The organism is Halobacillus salinarum, assembly GCF_022919095.1.
Taxonomy (GTDB): domain Bacteria; phylum Bacillota; class Bacilli; order Bacillales; family Halobacillaceae; genus Halobacillus_B; species Halobacillus_B salinarum.
On sequence record NZ_CP095073.1, the window covers coordinates 3,794,275 to 3,820,377 of the forward strand.

Annotated in this window: 17 protein-coding genes; all 17 read right to left on the reverse strand. The window is 34.1% G+C overall.

Annotation, left to right across the window (positions count from 1 at the left end):
* Positions 1-127: 127 nt before the first annotated feature.
* Complete coding sequence (locus tag MUN89_RS19635; protein ID WP_244709692.1) at positions 128-3,868, reverse strand: CBM35 domain-containing protein; 3,741 nt, start codon at positions 3,866-3,868, stop codon at positions 128-130.
* 191 nt (positions 3,869-4,059) lie between these two features.
* Entirely contained in the window at positions 4,060-6,129 is a 2,070-nt protein-coding gene (locus MUN89_RS19640) for a glycoside hydrolase family 36 protein (RefSeq protein ID WP_244709693.1), read from the reverse strand.
* Positions 6,130-6,177: 48 nt separating this feature from the next.
* Positions 6,178-7,023 (reverse strand): carbohydrate ABC transporter permease, encoded by an 846-nt coding sequence (locus tag MUN89_RS19645; protein WP_244709694.1) that lies wholly within the window; start codon positions 7,021-7,023, stop codon positions 6,178-6,180.
* On the reverse strand, positions 7,020-7,928 hold the full coding sequence (locus tag MUN89_RS19650; RefSeq protein ID WP_244709695.1) for a carbohydrate ABC transporter permease: 909 nt from the start codon (positions 7,926-7,928) through the stop codon (positions 7,020-7,022). The genes MUN89_RS19645 and MUN89_RS19650 overlap by 4 nt, the downstream gene beginning before the upstream one ends.
* A 151-nt stretch (positions 7,929-8,079) precedes the next feature.
* Entirely contained in the window at positions 8,080-9,378 is a 1,299-nt protein-coding gene (locus MUN89_RS19655) for an ABC transporter substrate-binding protein (protein ID WP_244709696.1), read from the reverse strand.
* 124 nt (positions 9,379-9,502) lie between these two features.
* Complete coding sequence (locus tag MUN89_RS19660; protein ID WP_244709698.1) at positions 9,503-11,101, reverse strand: response regulator; 1,599 nt, start codon at positions 11,099-11,101, stop codon at positions 9,503-9,505.
* Positions 11,082-12,809, reverse strand: coding sequence for a sensor histidine kinase (locus tag MUN89_RS19665; protein ID WP_244709699.1), 1,728 nt, complete (start codon positions 12,807-12,809; stop codon positions 11,082-11,084). Before MUN89_RS19665 ends, MUN89_RS19660 begins: the two co-directional genes overlap by 20 nt.
* A gap of 438 nt (positions 12,810-13,247) precedes the next feature.
* Positions 13,248-13,469 carry an SHOCT domain-containing protein gene (locus MUN89_RS19670; RefSeq protein WP_244709701.1) on the reverse strand — a complete coding sequence of 74 codons (222 nt, stop codon included), beginning with the start codon at positions 13,467-13,469 and terminating at the stop codon, positions 13,248-13,250.
* A 636-nt stretch (positions 13,470-14,105) separates the two neighbouring features.
* Entirely contained in the window at positions 14,106-15,548 is a 1,443-nt protein-coding gene (locus MUN89_RS19675) for a DEAD/DEAH box helicase (protein ID WP_244709703.1), read from the reverse strand.
* 377 nt (positions 15,549-15,925) lie between these two features.
* On the reverse strand, positions 15,926-16,600 hold the full coding sequence (locus tag MUN89_RS19680) for a hypothetical protein (RefSeq protein WP_244709705.1): 675 nt from the start codon (positions 16,598-16,600) through the stop codon (positions 15,926-15,928).
* A gap of 91 nt (positions 16,601-16,691) precedes the next feature.
* Complete coding sequence (locus tag MUN89_RS19685; protein WP_244709707.1) at positions 16,692-17,744, reverse strand: hypothetical protein; 1,053 nt, start codon at positions 17,742-17,744, stop codon at positions 16,692-16,694.
* A 3-nt stretch (positions 17,745-17,747) separates the two neighbouring features.
* Positions 17,748-18,770, reverse strand: coding sequence for a hypothetical protein (locus MUN89_RS19690; RefSeq protein ID WP_244709709.1), 1,023 nt, complete (start codon positions 18,768-18,770; stop codon positions 17,748-17,750).
* Positions 18,771-18,975: 205 nt separating this feature from the next.
* Complete coding sequence (locus tag MUN89_RS19695; RefSeq protein WP_244709710.1) at positions 18,976-19,863, reverse strand: DNA cytosine methyltransferase; 888 nt, start codon at positions 19,861-19,863, stop codon at positions 18,976-18,978.
* A 14-nt stretch (positions 19,864-19,877) separates the two neighbouring features.
* Positions 19,878-20,300 carry a DNA cytosine methyltransferase gene (locus tag MUN89_RS19700; RefSeq protein ID WP_244709712.1) on the reverse strand — a complete coding sequence of 141 codons (423 nt, stop codon included), beginning with the start codon at positions 20,298-20,300 and terminating at the stop codon, positions 19,878-19,880.
* A 23-nt stretch (positions 20,301-20,323) separates the two neighbouring features.
* Positions 20,324-21,019: a phospholipase D-like domain-containing protein gene (locus MUN89_RS19705; protein ID WP_244709714.1), complete on the reverse strand. Its 696-nt coding sequence runs from the start codon at positions 21,017-21,019 to the stop codon at positions 20,324-20,326.
* Positions 21,016-22,758 carry a DUF1998 domain-containing protein gene (drmB, locus tag MUN89_RS19710; RefSeq protein ID WP_244709716.1) on the reverse strand — a complete coding sequence of 581 codons (1,743 nt, stop codon included), beginning with the start codon at positions 22,756-22,758 and terminating at the stop codon, positions 21,016-21,018. Before drmB ends, MUN89_RS19705 begins: the two co-directional genes overlap by 4 nt.
* Positions 22,745-26,086 (reverse strand): DISARM system helicase DrmA, encoded by a 3,342-nt coding sequence (gene drmA / locus MUN89_RS19715; protein ID WP_244709718.1) that lies wholly within the window; start codon positions 26,084-26,086, stop codon positions 22,745-22,747. Before drmA ends, drmB begins: the two co-directional genes overlap by 14 nt.
* Positions 26,087-26,103: the final 17 nt, after the last annotated feature.

A 26,103-nucleotide genomic window follows, 5' to 3' on the forward strand; every position in this document is an offset into this window, starting at 1 on the left:
CGCTTAAATAGAATTTTCACTTTAACCTACTACTAATCAAAATAATAAAATAAATCCGAGGCGAATTTTATTTCTCCTCGGATTTATTTCAATGGGAGTTCTAAGGCAGCCAATCCCGGTAATTCATTTATTTTTCAGTAAAGAATTCCAGTTCAGCAATATTACCATATCCACCATCTGGACTAACATAACGTAGATAACGATAGGATTTGTCGGTTGTTAACTGGACCACATTCCAGCTAAGTTCGGGATTTGAATTAATAGTATATAAATCAACAAATCCTTCAGTTGGAGAAATGTTTGATCCTTGAATTTTTCCTCCCACCATTCTTTCAGTGTATCCGGCTCTAGGATAATATCTAAATTCCTTTACAACCGCCTGGTTATCTTCACCTAAATCAATTCCAGTATATCCCCCATTTGCTTTGCTGTAATCATAGAATGTATGAATGTCTCCATCAAATGCTTTATCGAATTCTCCACCTGGTGCCCATGGCGGATTTTTTCCAAATGGAGTTCCGTTTACTGATACTAACTGGTTCTTTATTTCCACTACCCTATCCGCTGAAGTCCCTGAACCGTCCATTGCCTCAGCAACAACTTTCACTTTACCATTCAGACCCTTGTTATTAGCCGAAAGTAAGCCTTCTGAAGAAATTGTAGCAAGTTCTGTATTCGTTCCATCTAAGTCTGTAACGGACCAGTTTACTAACTGATCAGCGTTCGCAGGCTTTACTTCTGCTGAAAGTTGCAGCGCCCCACGATTGTCGGTTATCGATTGTAATCCATTTTTTCCGATAATGTTAATTTCAGACACATCATCGAATAAATGTATAAACTGCGTAACAGGATCAATCAAAGTTACTTTCCTTCTATTATTCTTCAGAGCAATATCGGTAATCTTAATGTTTGTCATTGATTTTTCAGTTTCTTTCGCTGCCATATTTACTTTAAACAAATCATGGTTTCTTAAAAAATGTCCAGGTGCACCTTTAATATAAATATTGACCTCACCAGTGCGGCCTGATTTTGTAGTTTTTATGTGCAGTTTTTTGTTTAAAGGTACTACCGAAACAAATTCCATTTTCTCCGGGTCATATTTCAAATTCATTTTCAGAAATCGAATCTTTTCTGTTCCATCATTAACTGCATAAGATAGACTAAACGAATCATTTACTTTTACAGTATGTGGTCCATGTACCATTAAAGAAGGTTCCGAGGTTTCAGCAGGAGCAACTTCAATTTTATCGATATCTGGCGCATATTGTTCGTAATCCGGAGACATCGTATCATTATTAAACCTTATCGTATTATTTCCTTTCTTTAAGTCTACATCTAAAACAATAGATCTAAAGGTTTCCCAACTGTAGGTATTTTTAAAATAGATTCTTTCAGCATCCTGTTTATTAACACTAATCTCAGCATGCCTTTCTACTAAATTTGCATTGTAACTGTGATTCCCTTTTTGTTCGTTGTTAGAGTAATGTACAACTAATTTATACTTTCCGCTTTTGGGCACAGTGATATTATTAAACTGAAGATAATTTTCTGCTCCTTTCCCAATAAAACCAACATGTTTATCTCCTGATGCATAAGGATTTTCTTGTACTTTGGCTGCACCGGCAATAGTATTTCCTTTATCTTCAGCTTCAATTACGCTAATCGAACCTTTTGCAGCATTGGGAGCTTCCTTCACATTTAGATAGTCAATGTTGAGATTATGTTTTGCATTCTTTAATTCAATTAAATTAATTCCTGCTTTTAAATAACGAATAACTGAATGAGTCTCCCAATCATCTTTTGAACCAGTTCTATCAAGCTTCAATTCTTTTACTTTTTTACGGTCTATATAATAATCCACCTTGCTGTTTCCTCTGCTAGTTGAGTATCTAAGGTTCGTTTCATAGTAGCCATTTTTTTCAACATTCACGACAAACATAACGCTTGATTTGTCCTGAGATAGATCCAGATAACCTGTACCACTATAATTGTCATTCTTAGTTTCTATTCTGGATTTTCCTTTTAATTCAGCATACTCACCCTCATATCTATGAGTGTCCGGGATTACCGCACCCTTATACTCACCTGTATAAGTAAGGTCTACTCTATCAAGAAGAGCTACTCTTGTTAATTGTCCATCCTGCATAACTGGCATCCCGGAAAATTTTAATGTATGCTCACCGGCTTTAAGATCTAAATACACTTTCTTCACCCCAATAAATTTAAAACCAACATTGGCCGGGTATTCAATTTCTTTTGTTAATTCGTTATCAACAGTTAATAAGTGTTTTGCTGTTTTTCTCCTATCAGCAACTGATTCTTCTGGTCCAAGTGGACCGTTACCGTAATAGACATCCATTAAGTACTTGCCGTCTTCAGGTACATTTACTGTAAATTTCACACCGCTATTTTGATCATCAATCCCTCCTACTTGCTTACCTCCGGAAGTTGGCCATTCAATGTAAGCGCCGCTGTTTTCCAGATCATATATAGTAGATTTACCACTTAAAGTTCCATCTTCTGCTTCATATGTTTTATTCCATGGCTGTTTAGGATAGGTCGTTTTTGCAGTGGCAGGAGTAATTATGGCTTTATAAGCAGACATTTCGTTCATATCAGATATGGAAATATTAATTTGACCATTAGTTACTGAATAATCTTTCTCATGAACAACAGTTGGATTTGCGGCAGCACCATCAAACCCGGTCCAAGGACTTTCCCACACGGTAACATGAACTTTATTTCCAAAATACTTTTGACTATCGATTCCCTCAATTGCAATATCCGTACTTCCGTTTTTACCACCGAATACAATTTGCGCCTGTTTTTTGGAACGATCAAGCGTAGCTATTCCTTCTAACCCGAAAGCATTTTCATTTGGCGGGGTTACTTGAACAGTTTGTTTACCCTTCATTTCACCAGTCCATTTATACAACCACCAAGCACCATTAACCTTATTATTTTCTACCACTAAATCATTTAAATTGTCAGACATGTGCCAATATGGTAAGGATCCGAGCACTTTACTTCTCTCGAATTTTGCCAGGAATTGCAATAGAGCACCTTGATTAGAAGGATCTCTCGGGCGGGCATATTCATTGATACTAATTTCTAGAGGTCCAAATCCCAGCTCTTTCTCAATAGAACGATACTGAGAGTATCTTGAGTTCCAACCAGAGAAGAAATCATCACCTAATTCATGCCATGTTACAACATCCGGCAAGACATCATTCTCTTTTGCAAACTTAAAAAAGTTGTAGTAAACGCTTTCATTGTAGCTTGCAAAGTTCGGTCCAGCTATGCGGGCATGTGGATCAATAGACTTAATTTTTTCGACAACTGTTTTCCAATCGGAGAAGAAACGCTTTTGAGTTTCAGCACTCATACCTCCATACCATATATGATCCGGCTCGTTAAATGGTACATAAACGAATTTATCTTTGTTCGGATTCTCCACTACTTTTTTAGCAACTGATTCTACTTTATCAAGATAATCTGGAATACCAGTAAATTCATACGGCCACTGTTCATAAATATCTTGGACGTAAATCTGTATTTGTTCTCCACCAGCTTCAAGGAAATAATCTGAAACCTTTAACGCATCACCATTCGGGTGTTGTAATCCATCCGGGGCTTTTTGAACTGTTGTATTAGGTTTAAGAGGGATAATTGTATTAATGTCAGGAACATTGGGTTCACTCATTCCATAGAGGAAACCTGCGCCTCCGTTTAACATTTCACCCTTGTTTACTGATAAATCAACCTTCAACTGGGGGTTAGTTGCAGCAGTAGTCTTCAAAGGTATAATGCTAAGTCCACTAAATATCAGGGTTACAGATAATAACAAACTGATAAAAATCTTTTTCATGGATACGCTCCTTATTATTTTTTTGCTTCCTAAACTTAATATGGGGGTGGTCCTATAAGAGTAACCTATGAAACAACATTAAGTTCCTTCATAGGTTATCTAAGGTGGTGGTCTTCATGGAAAGTTATTTATATTTAAGTGGTGGTTATTTTTCTAACCTATTACTAAAATGGGAATGTGAAGAACTAATCCTAGTTGACTGTAATTTCAAACAATCTGGCACTTTTCCTTGACGGGAGTTGTACACTTAAGGAGCTTTTTACTTGATTCCAATTCCAATTTACATTTTGTTCTTCTAATGGGTATCCTACCTTTATGTAAACATTGGAATGTTGGAGAGAGGGGATCGGAATTTCCTTTATATCCTTATCTCCATCTAAACGCCAAACGGCAATATATTTAGAATTACCATTGGTTATACCAAAACTTACCCAATCGTCTTCAAAGTTTGGCAGACCCAGTGGCCAGAATGGTTTTCCATTTGAAATATCCTTACGAATTTTTTTATAGTAATTAATCCCTTCCTTTATTAATTCGAATCGTTGACCAGTGATTTCTGCCAAATGTCCGCTTTGATGAATGCGCACAAGCATGCTGTTTATCATATTAAATATAACTTCTTCCCTATCACCTTCTCTTAAAGGATACGACCAAACTGCACATTGCTCAGGAGTAACAAGTGAAGAGGAAGCTGCAGCGATCACCCCATTTTTTAAGTAATCCGTCTGATCACTACTTGATTGAATACTGTGCCGACTTAATAATGCATAATCCATACGCATGCCGCCGCTTCCACAATTTTCAATAACAAGATCAGGATATTTTTCAAATATTCTATCAAGCCAGTGTAGGTAAGCACGGTTATGTTCCAGCAATCCATCTCCAAAACTATCTGCTCCTAACTCAGTGCCCACCCCTGCATTGATGTTGTAATCCATTTTTATATATCCGACTCCATAATCTTCTACAAGACGTTCAATCACTGAGTCAGCAAATTGGATAACTTCATCGTTCCTAAAATCTAATTGATAGCGTGAATGATCGATTACTTTTTTACCATGACGATGAAAAAACCAATTGGATGGGACTTCATCCACCAATTTACAATTTATGCCCATAACTTCTAATTCGAGCCACAATCCTGGTACCATACCTCTTGCGCGGATATAGTCGATGACCTCTTTTATTCCATTTGGAAATCTATCTTCTGAAGGCAGCCATTCTCCGACACCATCCCACCAGAAACCATCTGAATACCAGCCGCAGTCAATGCAATAGTACTCACATCCTGCTTCAGCTGCTGCATCGATGAGTGGTATCAATTTCTCAGTTGTGGGATCACCAAATAAACAGTTCATATAATCATTAAAAATAACGGGCAGCTTCAAATTGTCTTCATTATTCCTGCGAATTTTTCTGCGGTATTCATTCATCTCCTGAATGGCCTTTTCGATATTTCCATTTATTGCCCCTGCCGCTACCGGAACTGAAACAAAAGACTCTCCAGGTTTTAATTCTTTATACCATTGGTTTTCTTGTTCTGTTGGTCCACTCAATTGGAGGTATAATAGGTTTGACATGTCACTGATTTCCCAATGCCAAGATCCATTATGTTCAATTTGCCACATCAACCCTGTACCTGTTTCGATATTTTCAACAAAACCAACAGGCGCATATTGGGACGTCGACCAAGTTCCGGTACTATGATAAGACAATCGTTTCATTGAAAACTCGTTAACAGAGTAAAACCCTAAATCTGATAGCTTGTAACTTTTCCACTGCGCTTCTCCGAACCAAGTATTATGAGGAACATGAATACGAACCTTTTCTTCTTTAGAAGAGATTCCTTCTTTATCAATCCCGGTTAATGCAAACGATGATACATACTCCATTCCATATGATTGCTCACCTTCATTAACAACTTCTGTCCATGATCTTATGACTGGAATCCCATTAAAAAATTGAAACACACTGCTTACTTTTACATTTTTGCTTTCATCCTTCTGCTCGATGGTGATCTTGCGTCCCAATCCATTGTGAGTATCATACATATCAACGAATTTTAACAGCTTGCCTGGATTGGTGCCTGTATGCTTTGAACCATGATGATCATTTTGATTCTCACCTGAAAAATGAATTTCTACTAAACGAAACTTTTCCTTCTTCTTTTCTGGCCAAGTTCCAAAATCCGGAGTTGACTCTGTCGAAAAATGAAGAAATCTCACATCTTTCTCATCAGTTATCTCAAAAATAAGTTCCATTCCATTTTCTTCTATTGTTATTAGATGGGACATGTTACTAATCCTTTCTTATCCTTTTACTGAACCAGCAGCCATTCCTTCAATTAGGTATTTTTGCAAATACATGAATATCACAGCAATTGGTATAACGGCTAATACCGATGCAGACATAATACTTCCCCAATCGGTTGTATAAAGTCCTTTAAATAAAGTAATCCCGGGAGTTAATGTCCGTTGCGCTTCATCATTAATAAACACGAACCCAAACATGTACTCGTTCCATGAATTCACAAAAGCAAATAAAGAGGTTGCTAATAAGCTAGGGATAGAAATAGGTAATACAATTTGGAAGATAATTCTTACTCTGGAACACCCATCAATTTCAGCGGCTTCCTCCATCTCGTACGGAACGCTGTCAAAAAATCCTTTCAGCATAAAAGTACATAACGGCACCATAAATGTGGTGTAAGCCAAAATTAATGAATAGTGCGTATTTAATAAATTGTATTGCTGCATTAAAACGTATAACGGTATTAAAAGGAGTACTGGGGGGACCATTTGCGATAAAGACATTGCTCCACCCGTAGCCTTAATTCCTTTAAATCTCATAAATCTACTCAGTGCATATCCAGCAAAAATGGAGATAAGTAAAGTAATAATTGTAGCAGCTACTGAAACAATTAAACTATTTTTAAAGAATGTTAAAAACCCTGTATTGAACAAAACATTTTTAAAATTTTCTAAAGTAGGAGAGTCTATTAAGAATGATGGTTTGCTAGATCTTATTTCATCGATTGGCTTTAGCGCTGTAACCGTCATCCATATAAATGGAAATAAACAATAAACAGCGAAAAAAAGTAAAACAGCATAGGTGACAATTTTAGTCCAAAATCGTTGTCTCTTATTTAGAATCATGTCATCTCACTCCTTTTCTTAATATTTCTCCTCTTTAAGGTTGTAATGAGAAAATAGGCTCCAAAGCCGATAATCATCATTACAAGCATAATCGATGCTAAAGATGATGCAGCGCCAACGTTAAACTCTTTCATTGCTAAACGATAGATTTGGATAGGTAATGTTTCAGAGGCATGTAATGGTCCGCCTTCAGTCATAATCCAAATAAATTCAAAGTTTACTGCAGTCCATATTATGTGAATAAATATCAATACTAGTGAAACAGACTTCAGCTGCGGCAATATGATCTTAAAAAAGCGAGTACGTATTCCTGCTCCGTCGATAACTGCGGCTTCAATTAATTCTTTTGGCACAGACTGGAGAGCTGCAAGCAAACTAATCGTATAGAAAGGAAAACTTCTCCAAATATTCACAAATGTTACGGTTAGTAACGCTGTATCTGTCTCACCTAACCAGTAATACGGCTCATCCAAAATTCCGATGTTTACTAACCAATTATTAATAATTCCATAATCTGGAGCGAGCATCCATTGCCATGTCATTCCTGCAACTACAATAGGGACGACCCATGGAATGACTATGACTCCTCTAAAAAATCCTCTGCCCTTTACATTTTGATTGAGAGCTAAAGCGGAGGTAATTCCTAAAACATACTCCCCTGCTACCGATAAAAAAGTCCATATTACGGTATTCCATAATGCAGTAGAGAAGTACTCACCTTTGATAACGTTTAGGTAATTTGCAAATCCTGCAAATGCAGATTGTCCTGGATTCAACAGAGTTTTATATTGAAAACTATCTACAAGCACTTTTACAAGGGGGTAAGCTATGAGCAGCAAAAAGAATACTAAAGCCGGCAAAACGAACCAGTATGCTTGAAGCTTTTTCTTCTGCTCTCTTTTCAATTCCCTGAACCGAAATGTCTGATTTTGATACTGTTTTATTTTCTGTTCAGTTTCCAAATCGATCACCTTTCATTCTGATATTTCTCTAGTAATTTTTTTGAAAAATCAAGCATAGTAAGATCCCCTTATCTATGCCTGATTTTTGATTTAATCATTCACTTAGAATGCCGTTTTTCTTCAAGTCTTCATTGATGGCCTTTGATAACCATTCTGCAACATCTTGTGGATCTTCACCTTTTAGAAGTAGTCTAGCGATTGAATCCTGCATTGCCTGCGTAATGCCTCCTAATGGCACTTCCGGGAATACTACACCTGTATCCGTAAGGCTGGTAAAACCTTCTCCCCATTGGCTGTCACTTACAACATCTGTTCGCGGTGAATTTGTTGGTCTTATATCACTTTGCCATTCTTCACTCAAAATATAGCTTGCAAATTCCCAGGCTTCTTTTGGATGTTCGGTTGCTCCATAAACATAAAGCGGGCTCACTTCTAAGAAAGTCGCTGGTTTTGTATTGTAAGGTGGTGGCGCGATTTTAACATCTGCCATTTCATCCGGATTTTCCGCTTCTCTATCTTTCATCCACGATCCATCAACATTCATTGCATATTTTCCTATAGCGAAATTAGTATCAAGTTCCTGCCATCCCCATGTTTTTGAATCTTCTGGTATAGCACCTTCGTTTAACAGATCTTTATAAAACTGGAATGTTTCCGTTGCCCTTTTCATTTCCTCCGGATTATCAGCCCAAGTATTTTTGAAGTTGCCATCATCCATTTTTTGGGCAATTGATACGTCACTTTGAGCTAAGTACATAAGCAGCTCTTGACTAGAACGAACTGTTGTTCCAGTGATTCCAAATGCTTCTTTCCCCGTAGCTTCTTTGATCTTTGGACCCATTTCTAAAAGTTCGTCCCAAGTTTCAGGCGGGGCATCATAGCCAGCCTCTTTTAACATATCTTCATGATAAAGCAGGGCCCGAATTCCTAAGTACTGAGGAAGCGCCTTAACTTTTCCGTCGACCGTTAAAGAGTCCATAACATTTTGATTTAACTTCCCTTTGTCAGACCATTCATTGTAATAAGGCGTAAGATCTAGTAATGCTCCCATTCGATTTAATTCACCAAACCATTCACTTAACCCCCAGCTGATATCTGGTGGATTTCCAGCACTTATGGATGCTATTAACTTATCATGCATCATATCAAAGGTAAGTAGTTCTACATTGATTTTGATATTAGGATGTTCTTCTTCAAATTTTTTGATTTTAGCAAGTGTTTTCTCTTCTTCCACTGATCCTGGATTCCAAGATGCCCAGTAATCAAGAGTGACTTGTTCTTTTCCATCCCCCTCTCCACCAGAAGAAGCGCTTTTTGATTTACTACTACATCCAATTAAGACAAAAAATGAGATAGCACATATAAATAAGGTAAATAAATACTTCTTTTTCATTAGTAAAATCCTCCCCTTATCGGAATATTGAAATCGTTTACATTTACAATTATAGATAAATAGCTTCAGTGTATAAATGTGAAAAAATTCAGTTATTTGTTAAAAATATTAAGCACCGTTAATATTAACGGTGCTTAACTCGATATTGCGTTGGCTTTATACCGACATATTTTTTAAAAACCTGACTAAAATAACGCTGATCACGATATCCTACGATCTCAGAAATTTCATAGGTTTTCAGATCACTGTTTACTAGCAATTTCATTGCTTTATTCATTCGTACATCTTTCAAATAGGTAGAAAAATTCTCTCCTGTAACTTTTTTAAACAATGAGCAATAGTAATTTTTGTTCACATAGAATTTATCCGATATAACCTCTAAATTAACGGTACTATAATTGTCCTCTACATATTTTTTTGTCATTTCAATTAGGTTTTTTCCATATGCATGCGCACCATCTTTGTTATATTCCAGCAGTCTATAGACGATGGATATTAGTAATTGTCTGACTTCTTCTATTTTCAATTCTGTTAGAAACACTTCTAATTTATTGATTAGTATAGAAAAATCCAGCGAGTGATTTGATGATTGCTGTAACGTATTTATTAATGGATGTATTGCTTTTCGTAAATGGTTGCCATCAGTCTCTGATAAATAAGTTTCCCCCATGACACCATTTAATTTAGATATTAATTCATGTTTACTATAGAGTGGCCTTTCCTTGACTAAACAGTCGAAAAGATGATGAATTTCTTTCCACTCCTCTAATACTTCAGTATTTTTATCTAATAAATCTGTGTTGTACCACATTAATTGATTGTTAAGATATATTTTAATATTATTAATAGCTGCATTTGACTCTTGGTAAGCAATGGGAATAGAATCCAACTTATTTTTTATTCGACTAATACCACAATAAGCCACTAACGAGAGGTAGGTACTAAACGCATGAAATAACGACGAAATAATTTTCTCAATTTTCATCTTATGATTTGTTTCGCTAGGATAAACAAAAATAAATTCATTGGAGTTTTTTAAATATCGAAAACTAATTCCTTCTGTATGATCTAAACACTCACGAATAATATTTCTAATCGCATAATAACAACTATAACGATCTCCACTATAATTCTGCTCTACCACTTGATCAAAATTAATTAATTTCATAACAATAAGCGAATAGGAACTCTCTGTGAAATTTATATAGAGCTCTTCGCCTCTTACTATTATTTCATTTTCATCTTTAATCGAACCTAATACAATTTCACTTAGAAATTCATCCTGCATTAACACTAAACCTTTATTTAAAGTTTTCTGTTCTTGAATATGTTCTACAAAATCTTGAGATTGTTTCCTGATTTCATCTTCTGCCCTACTCAATATATTTACCATTTCAGCTACTTTTACTGGTTTCAACAAATACTCAAATGCATCCAGTAAAAATGCAGGTCTTGAGTATTGAAAATCCCCATATCCGCTTAATACAATTACTTTTCCTTTAAAGCTGAATGTTTTTAAATGTTCCATGAATTCCAAACCATTCTTTAATGGCATTTTAATATCGGTAATGATAATATCTGGATGCATTTCTTCAACAAGACTGCTGGCTTCCTCTCCATTATATGCATGCCCTGCCAACTCCCATCCTGCTTCTAACCACGGTAATTCATCGGTGAGTTGTTTATGTATGGCTTGTTCATCATCAACGATTAGAATTTTCATGCTCACTCCCCCTTTGTAATGGTAATTTGATAGTTACAAGCGTTCCAGCACCATATTTACTTTTTATGGACAGTCCGTATTCTTTGCCGCATAATAAATTCACTCTGGTATGAACATTGTATAATCCAATAGAATTACCTTCTTTGTTTCCATCCAATTGCAAATTGTTTTGGATTTCATTTAACTTTTCTTCAGAAATTCCAACTCCATTATCCAAAATATTTATTTTTAACCATTTATTTTTCTCATCAATTTCAAGGTAAATTTTAAGTAATTTTTTCTTTCGACGTGATGGTATTAACCCATGTTCAATTGCATTCTCAACCAGTGGTTGTAAGATTAGTTTAGGTATGAGCAGATTGTTCAGCTGAGGCTTCATTTTGATATGAACGCGGATAAGTTCAGGAAATCTTTTGTTGATAATCACTAAATAATTCCGAATATGCATAACTTCTTTCCTAACATTAATGAATTCATCCTGCAGATTCATGTTATAGCGATACATATTCCCTAAACTTTGACACATGATCTTAATTTCCGGGCTATTATTCATAGTTGCTATATTCGACATTGTTTGAAGAGTATTATATAAAAAGTGTGGGGAAATTTGTGCTTGAAGGGCTCGAATCTGTGTCTCCTTATTAGTCAGTTGTAGTTTAAAGTCATGTTCAATTAATTGTTGGATTCTTGAAGCCATATTGTTAAATTGCATTTCTAAATCACCAATTTCATCCTTAGAATGGACCTCAACCCTTGTCTCAAAGTCACCCTTTTGAAGGTTAGCCATTTTTTTATGAAGCTTGATAATTGGATTGGTAATCGTGAAACTTAAGAGAAATGATATTGTCACAGTGACCAAAAAAGCTAAAACCACGATAATGATAACGATTTTTCGAAAGAATATATGTTTAGGATCTGTTTGATATTGATATCGTAAATTCAAACCAGGAGTTATAGAAGAATTAATATAATTCATATCTTTTGAACGCAGATCATTACTCATCTTCTTCCCAACTAAAGAACGATCAGTGTGATAAATAATAGTATGTGCACGGGTTAGAGAAATTTCTCCATTATAAAAAACGTTATAGTTTTCTACCATATTACGAAAATAGCTTTCTTCAATATCAATCACCAACGCCCCTATTCGATTACCCATATAGGAGACAGGAAATATGTATTGTAACATTGGCCGTTTATAAATGTTTTCATATTTGATATGGATAATAGGCTCTGAAAAATCTTTGTCTTTTATTGATTTTTTTACATTTTCAAGATATTGATTATTTAACCCATACAAACCTCTAGGAGTAAAAGAATTAATATAATGCATATTTTTATCTAGTAATGTAATTCCTAATATCCCTTTAACTCTGGAACTGTTATACACATTCAGGAAAAACTGTTGAATATCCTTTTGGGCATCGTAATAGTAACTATTATTGGGTTGATAATCTTTTCCATTTCTCAAACTTTGTAATAATTCATTATTGTAGTAAATTGAGTAAGCGGTTTCATTAAGGCTTTGATAATAATCTGATATATGCCCTTTTAGATCCCGTTCAACGCTTAGATTCGCTAACTGATTATCTTTTTTTATGCTGTCAGAAATCTGGTAACTAATTATTCCTGACGTGATAATAAGAGGAATACACGTTGATAAAAGCATCGCTAAAAATATCTTTACTCGTATTTTATTAAATCTCATCCGTATCCTCCAGTATCTCTTTCACTTGAAATGCAAGAGCGTATATAGAAATTCCTTTTCAAGATAACTCCTCTCTCTAACAAGCTTTTAAAAAAGCTGGTACAAAAGTCTAATGTTTCTTATAACATAATCATACAATATTTTACCTTTTTAAACGATTCAATTTAATGGCAGGACACTACGAGGGAAGCTCAAAAGTATATTTAGTTTCACATTCAACAGTAAATAGTAGACCTTCATAAAGTACTAAGTTAACTCATCGAAGCCTGCTAATACAGGACCAAAGAAGATAAAGGATTCGTTTTAGAACACTTTCACCATGGTTCCCATTACCCCAAAAATTATTGCATCTAATTCCTATTTAGGTAAGGTCATTTTTAGAAAAACAATGAAGAGCCTTCCAATTAGAAGGCTCTTTAACAACCAGGTTAAATTCGATTAATCTTCATCTAAAACTTGTTTCAACCTTTTATAATCATCCACATCAATTTCTCCCTTAGCTAAACGCCGCTCCAGAATAGCTTGTCCGCCTCTTTGGCGGGATCCATTATACCAGCCCCACCTTCTCCTCCGCCACATTACAATGTTCACTACAAACATGCCTGTAAAAACGATGAAGAAAAAGAAAATGAATGGTGGAAAAACACCCCAATGACACATTTCTATCCACTCCTTAGTTATTAACTCCCATAGTAAAACGACTCAACCATACGTTGCTGCCCATGCTGACAAAATTGGTTCAAAACAAACATCAGGACTTACCAGTGCTTAACACTTAGACAGCTGAATGCTGTAAGTCATCCTCCCCCTTTGGTCAGCCACCTTACAAATCCTATCGTAGCGAAGGGTTCTAAATTCCTTCTTAAGCCATGATTAAAAAATTCTAAACTCATTATTTATTAGAATAGAAAAAAACCACTCACGATTGAGTGGCTGCTGATCCCTTACCCATAAAACGACAGCCTTACCTCCTCGTCACCAGGAATTCAGGCTGGAATGACTTCACTATTAAATTATGAACGAGAGCTGTCTCTGACCGTATCCTCACTTCGTTCATTTGAGTGTATTAAAACTTCGGTAAGGTTAAAGTTGTTAATAATATAAATACTGCACTCGTAAATAATTTTCCGGATAAGATATGATATAAGTCGTTATTCATAACTACTATTTTCTTGATAGTTCAAATGAAACTAGTAAAGAACCTTTTTTTGCAGGCTCTTTACTACTATCCAACATATTTGAGAAGCTTCTTTTTTAAATTAGAAAAATGAATACCAGGAGTGAGAGGCACTTATTTTACTTCCTTGCTTCATGTACTTTAAGTTTCTTTCCTTTTACAGGGGTATGTTGCATTGTCTGTAATACATGCGGGCCTTTGCCATTTAATATCTCCACATACGAAAAGTTTTCCTGTATTGTAATAATTCCAATATCCTCTGCAGAAACGCCTTCTATTTTAGAAATGGTCCCTACAAAATCAACCGCTCTGATTTTCTTTTTCTTCCCGCCATTAAAATAAAGTTTCATAATATCTTTATTCAAATGAGTCTTTCTATCATTTTCTACAGCCGGGCTCTTCTCCAATTTCTCTTTAAAATCAACATTCGCTTTGGCGACAGCTTGATTCGAAGGTGGATCGACTTCACGTATTGAGAACCCAATATAGCCTTGGACACTCTCCAAAAGCTCTCCCTCATTCGGTGTCACAAACGATATAGCTCTTCCTGACCTTCCAGCCCGTGCTGTCCGTCCCGTTCTATGAACGTAGCTTTCTTTTTCAACTGGCATATCAAAATTGATAACGTGGGTAATATTCTCCACATCAATGCCTCTAGCAGCAACATCTGTGGCGACTAAGTATCGAAATTTTCCCTCTTTGAAATCGTCCATGACTTCAAAACGATCTTCTTGAATCATGCCACCATGTAATTTATCTACTGGATAATGAATGCGGTCTAATTCCCCCATTATTTGATTTACACGCTCTTGCGTTCTACAAAAAATGATGCATCGATCCGGGTTTTCCACTGTTGTGATTTTCCTTAAGAGTGACAGCTTATCCTCTTCCGGAACATTAATATACGAGTGATCAATATTATCCGTTGTTATTCCATCTGCCTCTATCTCAATACGAAGAGGTTGTCTCATATAATGACGACTCAACTCTTCAATATCTTCTGGTAATGTAGCAGAAAACAGATAAGTCGCCCGTTCCTCGGGAAGTTTTTGAATGATGGCTTCTACTTGGTCAATAAAACCCATGTTTAACATTTCATCTGCTTCATCAATCACAAGATAATCCAGTTTTTGGGTAGAAAGCGTCCCTTTTTCAAGGTGATCGAGCACCCGTCCAGGTGTTCCTACTACAACATGAGATTTTTGTTTCAGCTCTAACTTTTGCCTATGGAACGGTTGCTTCCCATAGACGGCAGTGGCCTTAATTCTTTTAAATCGCCCTATATTGGTGATATCTTCTTTTATTTGTGCAGCCAGCTCTCGCGTTGGGGTTAGAATTAAAGCTTGAGGTTTGTTCTCTTCCCATGACACCTTCTCACAAATTGGGATTCCAAATGATGCCGTCTTTCCGCTCCCCGTTTGTGATTTCACCACGAGATCTTTATTCGTTAAGGCATGTGGAATAACCTGATCTTGCACATCTGTGGGTGTATGATATCCTAATCCTGCTAGAGCCTTTAGAATATCTTTACCTAATCCATAATTTTTAAAATCTACATTCATTTTTCATCCTCGTTTCCAATATATTCTACTTCTTCATAACATCATACCATCCAGCTTAAAGATCTCGACCATTTCTTCATTCTTAATATCCAGTGCTTATCTTATCCCGATCAATTTGTTACTATTTAATATTTTGCCGGCCGCTTTCCATAAAAATAAAGTTCCGGAAATCGTGACGAACTCCCGGAACTTTCGTTTATTCTCTTCTATATTCTTTTCAGCCAGGCGACACACTCCACGTGGGTTGAATAACGGTCGCAGATAATGGTGTAGTAGTGTTTACCTAAAACAATAAAAGCTAAAAATAAGAGTGGTATCCTCTTATTATAAAAAGGTTAATTTGGTGAGATTAAATTAAAGCCTTCACTTACTTGAATTTATTTTTTATCAAATGCCTTATATAATTCCGAAAAGAATTCAGAAACAGTTCTAATAAAGTCCAAACTGAAGTCCTGAGTTAATTCTAGGTGATAAAAATCCTCCTGTGTTTCTTCTTTTGAAAATCTATGTTCAAGTGTGAGTGTTCCTAAATCTCTGCACGCATAAAATATTCTTGTACCTTTTTTTATTGTGCTAGTACCTTCATGAACTAAATGATTTCTTATGATATTAAATTTTAAAATCTTATTCCATGAATTAGTTTCTTCTGGGAAATTTACTTCCGCTACCTTTTTTATAAAAACTTGAGCTTTAATAATTCCATTATGTTTGAGATCTGCTAAATCTATTTTAAAATCATTTCTTTTTTCTATGAATTTACAAAGGTTCATCAACTCTTTTTCCAGATAGGCATAGCAAGAAATAAATAAAGATTCTCTTAAAATGTTTGGAAATGATTTATTAAAATTATAAAAATCATTCTCATACATACCTTCAAAAAGCTCTTCTTTTTCTTTATCAGACAATCCATCTGCTCTCTTATCATAATCTTCTTCAATTAATTTTATTTGTTGCTCTAAAAAAGCTTGCACGCTCTCTGCATACTCTTTAAATTCATCCATGCGGATTTCAGTTGAGATTTTGAACCATCCAATTTCATTTAGTTTTCCCACAAAATCACCACCTAAATTATGACTTACTATAAAGCTAAAAAACAAAATTTGACTATATAACCATTTTTAGTGACTACCTTATTAGCATTTGCTAAGATATCTTGTTTATTTTGTTCCACTGTTCAATAATATGTATAGTTGCTTGAATAAGCTTATCCCACTCACTATTTTCAAAAAATACCTCTTCAATTGATGGCCTGCTATGTACAATTGAATTTCTAATTTGATAGAACCATTTATAATCGCTCATAGTTTTTTGATCCTGACTCTTTAACTCCTTTATAATTTCTATTGGAGTAGAATTCACTTTCTCAAAAATTCTTTTTAAAGTGTCTATTTCTTTTGGTCGCCAACCAATCTCAAGGTCTATTAACTTTGTAAAATCATATATATCTAATGTCGTATTACTCTTCTTATATAAATCTGTTAAAGCTTCAAAATGAAAAATTGACTCTATACATTTATAAGCTTCTAAAAATGAATCCTTCCATTGAACACTAAGCAAGCTATTACAAATATGGTTAAAAGGTAATTCATTCTGGACCTTAAAAATTAAATTATTTAATTGATTTAATGTCTGAGTAGAAAAATCCAAATATAATTCTTGTGAATTATTATATAGTACATATGTGACGATTTTTTCGAGAGAAAAATCATAGAAAAGTGAATCTTTTCCTATCTTGTAAATATAAATACTTTCAAAGAATTTTTTTAAGTCTGTAAAATCATGTCCATTATAACTAGAATCTTCATGTTGAGATAAAACAGAATTATATATTTCATATTTATCTGCATTCTTTTTCAAAGGCACATAAACCTCATTAATGATTGTCATAAAGATTCCTGCATTTAACTCTACTTCATCTACTTGAATTATGGGATCAAAATCATTAAGTTTACCCAACCCTGTTATTGCTAAATAATTTTCTTCATTATATTTAAATAAAACAGAATAAACCCTTGGTAAAAGATTAAACTGGCTGTAAATATCAATTCCCTTACACCAATCTTTATCATCTTGATTTAAGTAAATCCATCTACTAGCCGTATAATCTATTTCAATTTCAAAGTTATCCATATAATTAAGGAATATATCAAAAACGTTTTTATTCATTTCGTTTCTGTTTTTTGTTTTTCTAGACATTCTTTAATACGCCCTCCAACAAGGTGTTAAAGATGTCAACATGAAATCTTCTTCGATAAAAACCTTAAATGCCTCTCTAAAAAACTCCCTTTCAAAGTCCCCAACTTTAGAACTTCTTTTTAATATTGATTGGTTCAGTGTCATTAAGTCTAAGAATTCTCCAAGTTGTTCATTATCCATAGATTCTAGTCTATCAGTCAATTGTTTGAAGTTTTCATTAATTTTATTCCATCTAGAAAAATGTTGTTCTTTAGTTCTTTCAATTCCTGGTCTACCAAGTATCTCAATTGCAAAAGCTGTTATAAACCCTACTCTGACAGTTTGACTACTGAATAGGTCTTTTCCTTTTGTGAACTTATATAATGATTTATCTTCTTCAGGAATACCTTCCAATTCATAATTAAAAATTAACTTGTCAAGTAAACCAAGAAACTCTAAAACCCCATAGAATATATCAATAAATTCATTTTCAGAAGTAGCTTCAACAAAATCTAATCTTGTAAATTCATCTGCTAAACGTTCCTTTGTATCAATTTTCTCTTTTCTAGAACCAAATACTAAAAACAATTCAACTAGTTGATTCGCTTGAAAATCACCTGCTTGTGACCTTATGCCATTTTGATTAATTTCAATTAAGTTTATATTATTCACCTGTTGCCTTATTTCCTCTATCATTGATCCAAATACAACTTCAATTTGTCTTCTTAAATTCCATGGAACTTGTCCTGTGTTAAGAATTAACATTCTATAAATAAGGCTATTTGTGTTAGCAGCTAACCAAAATTCAACTCTAAGTGTATTGTGTTCCACTTCTTCATTTTTTTCTATTGCATCAATTATTGCTGTTGTTCTTTGCATTCCATCAATAATAGATACTCGATCTAATGAGGAATCATTAATAATATTTATAAGTTTGTCATATTCTTTATTATCTAATTCAGATAATTGGTCAAATTTTTCATCAGGCAAAACTACACCTATGACTACTGGAGGTAAAATAGCTCCTTTAATAATATCTTCTCTCATTCTATCTCGAATTCTTATTGCTGTTTTTGTTTTTAGTGCCTCCCTTTGTCCCTCTAACCCCCTCTATTTTGGTGAGAAACTTTAACTAAATCTATATATTCTTTAACTCTCATGTTAATTAAAGTAGAATAACAATTAACACGTTTGTCTTTTAGTATGTTAATAAAAAAATTATTATTCACAATTCAACCCTTCCCTTACAAATTTATTTAAGTAGCATTTTTTTTATTGATTTAGCTATAACTCTAGACATTAACGGTGGTACTGCATTTCCAACCTGAACAAACTGTGCAGTTCTTGGACCTTCAAATTTATAATTATCAGGAAATCCCTGTATTCTTGCAGCTTCTCTAACTGTTAATGAACGGCATTGATTTAAGTCTGGATGAATATTATAATGTCCATCTTTAGAGATATGAGCTACTACTGTATGAGGCATTGAGTTAAATGGATGGACTTTAAATCTATCTAAAAAGGACTTTTCGTTTTGATGTGTTTTTAATTCCGTTGGTAAATCTGGATATTTTAACTGATTCCCTTCCTCTGCTAACTTAATAGATAATTCATATATTTTTCGATCTCTTTCTTGTATCTTTCTTGCCTTATGATTCATTACTCCGATTGAATCTTTCCTCATATATTTTTGATACTCATTTAGTTTAATATCGGTATTGGTATAGAGTGATAGCTTATGATCACTTCCTTCTCCTGGGTGTAATGAAGGAAGGTCATTAAGAATGTTATAAGTATTCAAGTCATGACTCCATTGAAACCTATCAGAATGAAAATTAGGATAACTCAAGTTCAACTCCTTTTTAAACCCAAAAAGAATAACCCTTTTTCTCTTTTGAACTACGCCAAACTCACCAAAGTCAATGACATTGTTTTTATCAATATTAGTTGTACCGCTAAGTAGTGTATAACCAATTTTTTCAAATTCTTCCTTTATTTTAAGAAACACTTCTCCCTTTCTAGCTGTTAGAATCCCGGGGACGTTCTCAAAAACAAATGCTTTTGGGCTATACTCTTTCACTAAGTTTAGATAATAATAAAAAAGAAAATTTCTAGAGTCTCTCTCAGCGGATTCTTTCATTCTACTTCTACCTACTACTGAATAGGCTTGGCATGGTGGCCCCCAATAATAAGGTCAATATTGTTTTCATCATTATATTTTAATGAATTTTCTATCAGCTTAGTAATTTCTTTTAATGAAGTCGCTTCTTCATCATTTTGTGGATTCCCGAATTTTTTATTTAAAATCTCATAAGATAAAATTTCTTTAAGTTCGGGATACTTTTCAAAAATAAAGCGTCTACTTACATTAATATTTTTGTAGTCGTTAGCAATTTTAATATATTCAAAATATGTATCTAAATCTTTATTTTTATTCAAGTAATGAAAAATAGTTCTTGTTGTTAAAGTTTCACAAGCCCATTTGTCTCTTTCAATTTGAGACACTATTTTAAACCCTTCATTGTGGAACCCTTCACTAAGTCCTCCCGCTCCTGAAAATAAATCTAAAACTATCATTAATATTTCTCTCCTAAAATTGTTTATGTTATTTTAACGAACATGTCTTTAAGTAATAATTTTTCAAATAGTTCTGCAATTGAATTTACCTTCTCTCCCGAAATAAGAGTACCAATTTCAATATTGTTAACTATTCCATTATAAGAGAGGTTTGAGGAAGATACAAAAGCTCTTTTGTTGTCTGCCATAATTACTTTCGCATGTAAAGATGAGAAGTTTTCGTTTCTCCTATATTGATATATTTTAAAATTTGTACTATTAATATCACGATTAAAAAAAGCTCGCGCGTTAATTCCTTTATCAATAAAAAACTGCACCTTTACCCCTTGTCTACTTCTGTTTATTAATAACTCTATTATTTCATTAATAAACTCTGAAATAGAGTATCCTGTAATTAGGATACTCTTTTCTGCTTCTAGTATTAGTTGCCTCACTACACTTACTGTCTGTCTTAGATTAACATCTAAATCGCTAGGATAAGTTCCCACAATTTCAACTTTATTTTCTGAATTTTTATGGTTTTCTCTTCCCATTTTAATTAAAAATAATAAACTACTTACCTCTAAAGGAGACAAAGCGGGAAAAAGTTTTCTGATATGATTTAAAAGATGTAGATCCTTATTGTTATTTTCACTCAAAACTACATAATCTTCTTCTATAGTATCAATATAGTCATTAATTTCTTCATATAATACTAATAACTTAGTAAGATTTTTCATATTATCCCTTCAAAGAACGGCTTAATTTCACTATCCATAGTTTCTATAATTAAGGATCTATCTAATAAACGGTTCCCTGTTTCACATGAAGTTTCAGCCATCATAGTACAAGCAAAACAAGATGCTCCGTTTAAATGATTATCTTCTGTTGGTTCTTGTACAGAACAATCTGGATCACTAGCACAGAATGTGGCTTCTTCTAATGAATCAAGGATTAACTTCCTTAACTTCGCAATATCGCCCATTTCAACTAGTCCACCTAATGAACCTTCTTGATCAGTGCTTCCTGTGTACAGTAAAATACCAGCCATTTTTTCACTATAGTATATTCTTTCTTTTATAGAGGCGGATGAATATCCTGATTGGTAAGCTAACTGCTTTATTAACAAATGGGAGAACGTATGTAGCAAAACATACACAGCATCTTTTTCAGTTTGGTTTTCCCACCCTTTTAACTCTAACCACTCTTCATATAATGTTGAATATTTTTTTGATCTTTTATTTACTAGTTTATTTTCGTCTAACCATTTATTTATTGATTCTCTGTTAAATTCTATGAATATACCTTCCCCATGTACTTCTACTGCTGGTAACCAATTACTGTTAGACGAACTCCCAAGCCAGACAATACTTTTTGGTTCCTTTACATCTGGTTCAGGACTCTCATTTCTCATGAATCCTAGTAATACCAAAATCTCTTTTAATCGATGTGCTTTTACAATTTTATTAAAAAATGGATTTAAATCTGAAGGTACTGGAACAACTTCAGCCTTAAAATCCTTTAAATCTACTTTATCATTAAAATTTGTAAGAGCTTCATATTCAATTTGTTTAATTTGTTCATACTTATTCAATTCATCACCATTAAACTTTTTATACTTTTCCCACCGATCCAAAAAATCCTCTAATGAATTAAATATTTCTTGTTCCATTAATTTTCTTTCATAAATCTTTTCTAAACCCTTCTCTCCAAAATCTTCTTCATACTCACGAATTTCTTGTTCAAATTCGACAATTAATTGAAAACCTCTGTCCCCCTTCTCAGGAATTGAAATAGCACTTCTTAGGGCAGGAAAATATACATTCGATGCTCCTCTTTGTAATGGTATAACACTTGAGTTACATACTGACTTCTTATTGAGTCTATGTGGATGATTACCAGTACATCTTAAACCTGAGAAAGAACTCTCTTGTGTAGCTCCTTTCATTGGCTCCCAAGCCCCACATTCACATCCAACGCCTAAAGACGCAAGACTCGAAGTATTTCCTGAACTTGTAAGAGTCAACTTTCCTCTACAACTGGTTTCCTCTTTCCCATGTGACCACCATCTCCACGGAAAGTCATCTAAGTGATTCCTTTCAGCGCATGACACTACAAATCTAGCAGGATATGCTTTCCAGCTACAATCAGGACAAACTGGACCTTTTTTTAAATATTCTCCCATTAAAAAGTTTTCCCTAATATCGAACAATCTTCTACATTTGTTATTACTGCAAACATGAAAATTTGGAAAAGGAATTGAAGGTAAATCTTGCTTTCCTCTAGTTGGGATTTTCTTGAAGAAATCTTTACCTAAAAATTGAGCAAGTCTTCGATCATAAATCTTTTCATAGGCATTATCCCAATAATTCAAATCTAAAATAACAAGTGAATCGTTAACTGAGTCCATTATCGCCCCTGGACCATAGGTGGTAATTAATTGACCTGGCCTAACTTCTCCAACCTCATTCTTCATCATTTATCCACCCTTCATATACATAAAGCTTAGAAGTTCCTTCTATTTGTCGCATAGAGTCCAATGTCTGTTTTTCATGCTTTTCCTTTTTCTCAGAGTATCTCCCTAACAATCTAATTAAGTTGTTCACTCTTGCATACTTACTATTTGGATAAAAATAATACTGAAGATTTTCATGGACTGAGCTCAAATGTATCCATCCATCAAAAAATCGGTTTAAATCATTTATTGTATCTACTCTACTTCTTGAATCAACTACCTTTACTCTTTCACTGATAAGGTTTCTTAAAAAGCCTAGATCAATGTTTCTGACATTCCCAGCATCTTCATTCTTAGCAAGTAAACTTTCTGTAATTCTTAAAACTGAAACTGCAATAGCATGTAATGACCTATCTCTTGCTCTTGAAGCAAATGGGGTAGCAGTAGTTCCCTCAACATAATGATATAACCTACTATGATATCCTTTAAAGTTTTGATAGTGAGATAGATCCCTTGGCCTGTATGGGTTATATATAGTTACCACTAAACCAGGTTTATTTCTCCCAACACGACTAGATGCTTGAATATATTCAGACGTTTGTTTTGGTTGACCAGTAATCACCATTAAACCCAACCTGTCTACATCCATCCCTACCGATATCATGTTTGTTGCTAAAGCAACATCTAACTCATTGTTTCCTACTTCACGATCAAGCAACTCCAATACTTTAGGAATCTTATACGAGGGAATTCGTGAAGTTAACTCTTCGTTTCTGTTTATAAATCTTTGCTTAGGGTATCTATACTTCTTTTGTAGAGTTTGAATTCTTTTCCTAATGTCATCATCTAAAAGTCTAACTGCTCCTCCCAATTCCCTAACACTGTTAAAATAGCCAATTAATGTTCTATATGGGTCTATATAATCTTTATATTTTGGATCATCTAATAAATTCTCAGTAACTTGTAATAATACAGCGTAAACTCTTAACAAAACTGTTTTCATTGATTGTCCTGATACACAGATACCAGAGTATAATCTAAAAGGATTATCCTTTACGCTAATTTCACGACCAAAAAAAGAATCTTCTATTTCTAGTCCAGCTGGAGGAAATTGTCTTGATTCTGTTCTTCCAAAAATCCTTTTCACTTGTTCATCTGCATTTTTAATTGTTGCAGTAGCAGCCACATATTTTGGTTTTATACTCTCTCCATTACTTTTAACTGTGCATAACTCTTCAATAGCCGTTTCATATGCACCATAAATTGTACCTAAAGGTCCAGTAATTAAATGTAACTCATCTTGAATTATTAACTCAGGTGGATAGAACGGCTTCACATCCATCACTTTAGCACTAGGGTTTCTATGAAAACTTGGATGATCTTCACCTTGTGCAATATATCCACATTTATCACAATATCTATTTACTTTCCCAAACAATGCACCTGTTTTCTCATCCCACGGTAAACGCGCGAATTTATCTACTGTAGAAATAATTACACTAGGCGTTCTTCTATATATCTCTTCGTCAATTAGATAGACAGGTATGTGATGGTTAGAATAATAACAATTAGTATTTCTGCAATAAATTCTCAATCCAAATTTTTCGGTACTTGTATCTCTATTTGGAAGGAACTTATACAGTGGCTCTTTCGTTCCACAGCACGGACATTCAATAACCTGTTTTTCTAATTTTTTATACTCTGCCGATACCTTACTGACAGTTTGATAGTTGCTTTCCTTTAAGTCCTTGAACTTATTAGTTGTGACCTGACCTCCTACCCAAAACCCTATTGAAAATTCCGAGTTACCCATTGGTACTTTACTGTTAACTCGTTTAGCTCTAATATACTCTGAAGCACATATAACCCTCATCAACCTATCTCTTTGCTGAGTAGTTAGTAGCCTCAATGTATACCTTAAAATAATGGTAACTCCACCATCTTTGTTGTACTCTTGGTTATTCTTTGAGTCAATACGGCGAAAACCTAACAAAAATGCAGCTATGCCCAAGTATGCTTCTGTTTTTCCTCCACCCGTTGGGAACCATAACAAATCTACTATTTCTCTGTCTTCTGAATTTGGCTTAACTATTCCACTTAAATTTAAAAGAATAAATGCTAACTGAAATGGCCTCCAACTAAAATTTTCCTTTGTTAATTCTTCTTCTAGAGATCTGCTTTCTTTATTTTTAGCAAAATTCTTCATGCTTATTTGAGTATGCATAACTTCATTCATGAACACAAAAGCATTAAATGCATCCTCATTTTCTCCTAATATCTTTATACCTTCTCTTATTCTAGATAGTGAATCATAGCACTGTTCTATGCTTTTTTTTGCTGAACATTGATCTTCAACCTCTTTGAGAGGTAATATTTCTATCCAGTTTTCATACCTGTCTGCTAAATTAGTTAGTTTTTCAATAACAACATCTCTATCTCTTTCCTCCGCAAGTTGTTTAATTGAGAAATAATCATCGCTGACATCCCCAAAATTTTCATCATATGGCAATTCCGTACTCATACTTGCTACTTCATGTCCAGGTATAAATTCAGTTTTTAACTTTCTAGCGTAAGTTGAATCATAATCATCCCACTCTACAGCACAACCAAAACCTTTTGCAAAAACAGGTTTATTCCTGTAAAGAAATTCATCAAAGTTTGAAGTATCTTTTCTTGCGTTATTTTCAGACAAGAAAATCTTTTCACCTGAATCATGGGACAATTCCATAGATACTTGATACAAAGCGTTATTACTATTTTTATCTATATTTCTATTCACAAGAAATATAGAAACTAAGAGGTTGTTTGTTTCTTTAATGCGCATTTTTTTTAGAATTAAGTACACCCCTGATGATACTTCAATCGGTTCCTTATAATTTTCAATATCTATTTGATGTATTGAAGTTGAGATTTCCCTTACCCATATAGGAATCTCTTTATCTTTCTCTTCTATAAATTTTTTGTCTTTATTATATTTGCCCCAAGCACACTTTACATTTATTTCCTTCACTGTATCCATGACGTAAAACTTTACACCAATTGAATTTTGCTGTTTAAAAGTTTTATTCTTTTCAATTCCTTTTTCATTATCATCTTCTGTAGGGTTGTATTCCCCTTTTTCTATTGATTTTAGATTCTCTTCCCCCATATGAAAAGCATCTTCAAGTTCTTCTTCTTCTTCCTGCTCAAATGCTGACTCTAGTGGGAACAATATTCCTGTTAGATATGATTGAGTAGGTGGCTCTGTTATAATATCTGGTTGATCATAACTAGGACCAATAAGATCCCTTTTTAATTCATCAAGTACTATTTTTCTAACTTCTTTGTAATTTTCTCTTTTTTCTTTTGACACGATAACTCCCCCCAATT